5 protein-coding genes are annotated in these 4,726 nt (G+C 59.8%); 3 read left to right on the top strand and 2 right to left on the bottom strand.

Annotated elements, in window-relative coordinates; genetic code table 11:
- Positions 1-257 (top strand): DnaJ C-terminal domain-containing protein (locus NW835_RS13880; protein WP_414415596.1); only part of this gene is annotated, 257 nt, incomplete at its 5' end.
- On the opposite strand, the gene NW835_RS13875 is transcribed toward NW835_RS13880, so the two are convergent.
- Positions 254-1,567, bottom strand: a complete 1,314-nt coding sequence (locus NW835_RS13875) for a (Fe-S)-binding protein (RefSeq protein ID WP_414415595.1) — start codon at positions 1,565-1,567, stop codon at positions 254-256. The two genes, NW835_RS13880 and NW835_RS13875, sit on opposite strands and share 4 nt — an antisense overlap.
- A 335-nt stretch (positions 1,568-1,902) precedes the next feature.
- On the opposite strand from NW835_RS13875, the gene NW835_RS13870 reads away from it, so the two are divergent.
- On the top strand, positions 1,903-2,223 hold the full coding sequence (locus NW835_RS13870; protein WP_414415594.1) for a hypothetical protein: 321 nt from the start codon (positions 1,903-1,905) through the stop codon (positions 2,221-2,223).
- On the opposite strand, the gene NW835_RS13865 is transcribed toward NW835_RS13870, so the two are convergent.
- On the bottom strand, positions 2,220-4,106 hold the full coding sequence (locus NW835_RS13865; protein ID WP_414415593.1) for an AMP-dependent synthetase/ligase: 1,887 nt from the start codon (positions 4,104-4,106) through the stop codon (positions 2,220-2,222). The genes NW835_RS13870 and NW835_RS13865 overlap by 4 nt on opposite strands.
- Positions 4,107-4,258: 152 nt before the next feature.
- On the opposite strand from NW835_RS13865, the gene NW835_RS13860 reads away from it, so the two are divergent.
- On the top strand, positions 4,259-4,642 hold the full coding sequence (locus NW835_RS13860; protein ID WP_414415592.1) for a hypothetical protein: 384 nt from the start codon (positions 4,259-4,261) through the stop codon (positions 4,640-4,642).
- The last annotated feature ends 84 nt before the right edge of the window (positions 4,643-4,726 follow it).

Genomic DNA, 4,726 nt, shown 5'->3' with positions numbered 1-4,726 from the left:
AGGCCGTTTTGGGCGCCCAGGTGGAGGTGCCCACCTTGGATGGGGTGGTGAAGCTGCGCATCCCACCAGGAATGCAGCCAGGGCGAAAGTTGCGCCTAGCAGAGCGGGGTTTTCCCAAGGGCAACGGGGAGCGGGGCGATTTCTACGCGGTAGTTCAGATCTATTTGCCCACCCGTGTTTCGGAGGAGGAGCGGGAGCTCTACGAAAAGCTGCAACGGGTTCAGTCCTACGATCCCCGCGCCGCCCTCAAGCTCTAGCTAGACAATTGGAGAGCACGATCCAAAAGCTCCATCGGGTGATAAATGGGGATCCCAGCCTTGCCCTGCAGGTGCAGGTGCTTCTGAATTTGCAGGCGGCAGCCGATATTGGCAGAGACGATCCCCTGGGCACCGGTGTTGAGCAGGTTGGCCACCTTCTGGGATCCCAGTTCGTCTGCTATCTGGGGTTGCAGCAGGTTGTAGACGCCAGAGCTGCCACAGCAGAGGGCGGCATCGACGGGATCCCGCAGTTCCAGCCCCGGAATTTGCCGTAGCAGTTGCCGCGGCTCCTGGCTGAGCCGTTGCCCGTGCAGCATGTGGCAGGCATCTTGGTAGGCCAGCACCAAGGGATCCGGCTGCAGGGGGTACAGGGGAGCAGTCAGCCCCACCTGAGCGAGAAACTCCTGGATATCCTTGACTTTGGCCGCAAACTGGGCCGCTTTCTCTCGGTAGTCGGGATCCTTGGCCAAAAGGTGGCCGTACTCCTTGAGGGTGTGGCCGCAGCCGGAGGCAGTCACCAAAATGGCATCCAGTTCGTAGCCGGCAAAAGCATCCACCATCCGGCGGGCGAGGGCTTCCGCCTGCTGCAGTTGCCCTTGGTGGTGGGGCAAGGCCGCACAACAGCCCTGGGCCGGCGGGATCACCACCTCACAGCCGTTGTGGGTCAACACGCGAATGCTGGCCTCGTTCACTTGGGGGGCAAACAGGCGCTGCACGCAGCCGAGGATCAGCCCCACGCGAAAGTGCCGCTTGCCCACCGCCGGGATCCGCTCCGGGTAGTGCTTGGGCAGCAGTTGTTCCACCTCCAGAGGGGGCAAGAGGGATTCCATGGCCGCCAGGCGCGGGGAGACTTTTTCCAACCCTTTCCGGACCCAGGCGCCGATCCCCATTTTTTGGTAGAGCCAAAGGGGCCAGAGCAGAGGCCGCAGCCGCTCCGGATAGGGGAAGAGGGAGAAGATGAACTGGCGGTACAGGTGCTCCCAGAGGTTGCGGCGGTAGTTGCGCTCGATCTGCGGGCGGGTGGCGGCAATCAGCCGGTCGTAGCGCACCCCTGAGGGGCAGGCGGTAACACAGGCCAAACAGCCCAGGCAGGTATCGAAATGGGAAACCACTGCTGCCGAGAGAGAGATTTGGCCCTGATTGAGGGCGTCCATCTGGTAGATGCGTCCCCGCGGCGAGTCCGTCTCCTTGCCGAGGACGCGGTAGCTGGGGCAGGTGGTCAGACAAAAGCCGCAGTGCACACAGGCATCGATTAGCTTGGGATCCGGCGGATCCAGGCTGTCAAAACTTGGCCCTTTGGATAAGCTCATTGGCCTTGATTTATCGCGCTCTCAACACAATCATCCGCCTGCCAGGGAGGGGAGTGGCACCTCAGGGCTCCCTTCCGGGAGGGAAGTTGCTCCTGCTGCTGTTGCAGCTTTTTGAGCTAGGAGTTCACCCAGCCAGTTTTTGAGACCAGCGGCCCCCAGCAGGGATCGGGTTGTCGTCTTCTTGGAGAAAGGCCAGCACTGGCCGCAAAGACTCGACCGGATCTTCGCTAGTGCCGCTCCCCGGTTCTTTGCATCTTAACCTCAGAACAGCCTCCAAGCGCCCTGTTGGCCCGTATTACCCTGGAAAAGAGACACTTGCCGGCCCCTTCAAAACCATGAACTGGCGATCCCTCCTCACTCCTAGTTTTTGGGCAACAGCTCTTTCCGCTCTCTGCCTGCCCAGTGCTGCTTTTGCCCAGGCCAACCTGCGGGAGCTGCCCCCCGATCTGGCCGAACAGCTCACCACGGAGCAGATCTTGCAGGCCTGCGCCGCCAACCAAGCAGACACCCTGCCCAGCCCCTTCCCAGACGTGGTGCCGACCGATTGGGCCTACAAGGCGGTGCTCACCCTCTACTACTGTGGGGCCTACCGGGGGGCCATTCCCCCGGAGACCTTCCGGCGCCACCTGGAGCAACAACGGGGATCCCAAACTTAGCTCCCTGTCGGATACATCTCCTGGATGAGGTGGGCATAGCGCTCGGCTACCGGGTTGCGCTTGATCTTCAGCGTCTGGGTCAGGAGGCCATTTTCCACGCTCAGGGGCTCTGGCAAAAAGCGAAAGTCGGCAATTTGCTCGTGGGGCCGGTAGCCGGGACGTTCCTGGATGCGGGTTTGCACCTCCCGCAAGATCAACGCGCGCACCTGCGGGTGGGCCAGCAGCTCGGCCTCAGCAGCCGGGATCCCTTGCCCGGCGGCCCAAGCCTTGAGGGCCTCCAGGTTGGGGTAGATGAGGGCGGCCAGTTTCTTTTGGTCCTGGCCGACAATTACCATTTGGCTGATGTAAGGGGATTGCAGGCAGGCATCTTCCAGCGGCTGGGGCTCGACGTTCTCTCCGTTAAGCAGCACGATCACGTCCTTGGCCCTGCCGGTGATCACCAGTTGCCCGTCGGGGGTGAGCCAGCCCAGATCCCCTGTTTCAAACCAGCCGTCGGGGCTGAGCACCTGGGCGGTCGCCTCTGGATTGTTGTAGTAACCCATCATCACCTGCGGCCCCCGCGCCAGGATCAGCCCCTTCGCACGGGGGGGCAGCGGCTGCCGGGTTTCCGGATCCACAATGCGAAACTCCGTGCCTGGCAAGGGGGGGCCAGCCGTGCCGCGCACATTGTTGTCGGGACGGCGCGCGCACAGCACTGGCGAGGTTTCGGTAAGGCCGTAGCCGTTGAGGATGGAAATGCCCACCACCTCGTAAAACAGATCCAGATAGGCGGGCAGGGATCCGCCGCCGCTGATGGCCTGTTGAAAATTGGGGCCTAAAGCTTGCCGCACCTTGCGGTAGATGAGCGCATCGGCCAGGCGGTGCACAGGCCAGAGCAGCCCCTGTTGCAGGCGGGCCCCCACTCGCACCCAAGGGCTGACATCGTAATGCAAAATCGACCGGTTGCCGGCTATCCGCCCGGCGAGCACGTAGCCTTCGCTGGCCGCCATCAAGGTGCGGATCAGCCGCTGCATGAGGGGGCTTTTTTCCTTTAATTGTCTCTGGATCCCTTCGTAAACCGTCTCCCAGATGCGGGGCACTGCCACCAGATAGTGGGGCTGCTCCTGTTGCAAATCCTGCTTGATAAAGCGAGGGTTGGTATAGACCAGCGTACAGGCCTGGCTGAGGAGAAAATACTCGCAGGCCCGCTCGTAGGAGTGCCAGGTGGGCAGAATGGTCAGCACCTTATCCCCTGGCCGGGGCTGTACAACCACACTCAAGTTCTCCACCTGGTGCATCAGGTTGCCGTGGCTGAGCATCACCCCCTTGGGGCGACCAGAGGTGCCAGAGGTGTAGATGATGGTGGCCAACTGGGATCGCTCCAGCCGCGGCGGCTCGTAGCGGCCTTCCCGCCCTTTCTGCAGCCACTGAGAGAAGTTCAATACTCCTGCCTCTTCTTCATCGGAAAGCAGCAGCAGCCGCTCCAGGCCCAGCTCCTGCACAACCGGCTGCACCCGCCTCAGGGTCTTCACATCCTGGGCAATCAAAGCCGTGCTGCCGGAGTGACGCAAAATGTAGCCCAGCTCAGCCGGATCCGCCACGGCGCTGCGGGGCACATTGACCGCTCCCGTAAACAGCGTGGCCAGATCCGCCATCAGCCAGCGGGGGGAATTCTCGGCAAAAATGGCCACCCGATCCCCGGGGCGAATGCCCAAGGCCTGCAAGCCGGCAGCCAGCGTCTGAATGCCGCGGAACAGTTCCCCATATGAAATCTCAAGAACCGGCTGGGCATGGGGATCCCTGAGGGCAATCTGATCAGCAAACTTTTCGGCCAGGACTTGCCAGACGTTGAGTAAAGTCGTCCCTGGGGCGGTGGGAGTAGCAGCAGCGGAGACAGTCGCCATAAATCTGTACCCTAAATCACATTTACAGTCTAGTGAACTTGAGCCTTTTCTCCGGCTCCTCCTAGGACAGTTCTCAATCTGTCACCCAATCCAACCCCGTCCCCTTGTGGGGAAAAGGTAGGGATCAACGAGCTTCGACAGCCCCACCAGGGGTGCGTGAAGGAGAATTGCCAGATCGTTATAAGGCAAAATCCGAGGTTTGCTTTTCTATCCGTATTTCTCGCGATGATCTTATGGGCACAAGGCTGGCTATCTATGAGCAAGTTCAGGATTTACATCAGTTCCAAGAGCAACCGAAAGTTCTTGTCAGTCGAAACTGTCCTTCGGTAATTGTGGCAGATTTGCTAGACCTGCCAAGACTAGAGCTTTATGTCGAGCTTGGCTTCCCCCTATCCGATCTACCAAATGATGAAAGAATCTTAACTCGTGTTCACGTGATGAATAGAGATACTTTTAAAGATAAGTTGAATGTTTTGATAGCCAAGCGAGATGGTCAATCTACGAGTCAGGAGTTCACTTTCTTGTTTTTCTTTTAGGGAGCAGAAACGAGATAGCGTTTTCCAACATGTTGTGGTACAGCCTGTTAATTTAAAATAGGGTACAGGTTTTAAGAGGAAGGA

This window comes from Synechococcus sp. OH2, from assembly GCF_047462155.1.
Classification (GTDB): domain Bacteria; phylum Cyanobacteriota; class Cyanobacteriia; order Thermostichales; family Thermostichaceae; genus Thermostichus.
The sequence above is the reverse complement of the archived record's forward strand: the minus strand, read 5'-3'. Positions and strand labels throughout refer to the sequence as shown.

Bases quoted from the DNA above. Each gene is read 5' to 3' on its own strand.
- NW835_RS13875 (WP_414415595.1), bottom strand. From the start codon at position 1,567: ATGAGCTTATCCAAAGGGCCAAGTTTTGACAGCCTGGATCCGCCGGAT.
- NW835_RS13865 (WP_414415593.1), bottom strand. From the start codon at position 4,106: ATGGCGACTGTCTCCGCTGCTGCTACTCCCACCGCCCCAGGGACGACT.
- NW835_RS13870 (WP_414415594.1), top strand. From the start codon at position 1,903: ATGAACTGGCGATCCCTCCTCACTCCTAGTTTTTGGGCAACAGCTCTT.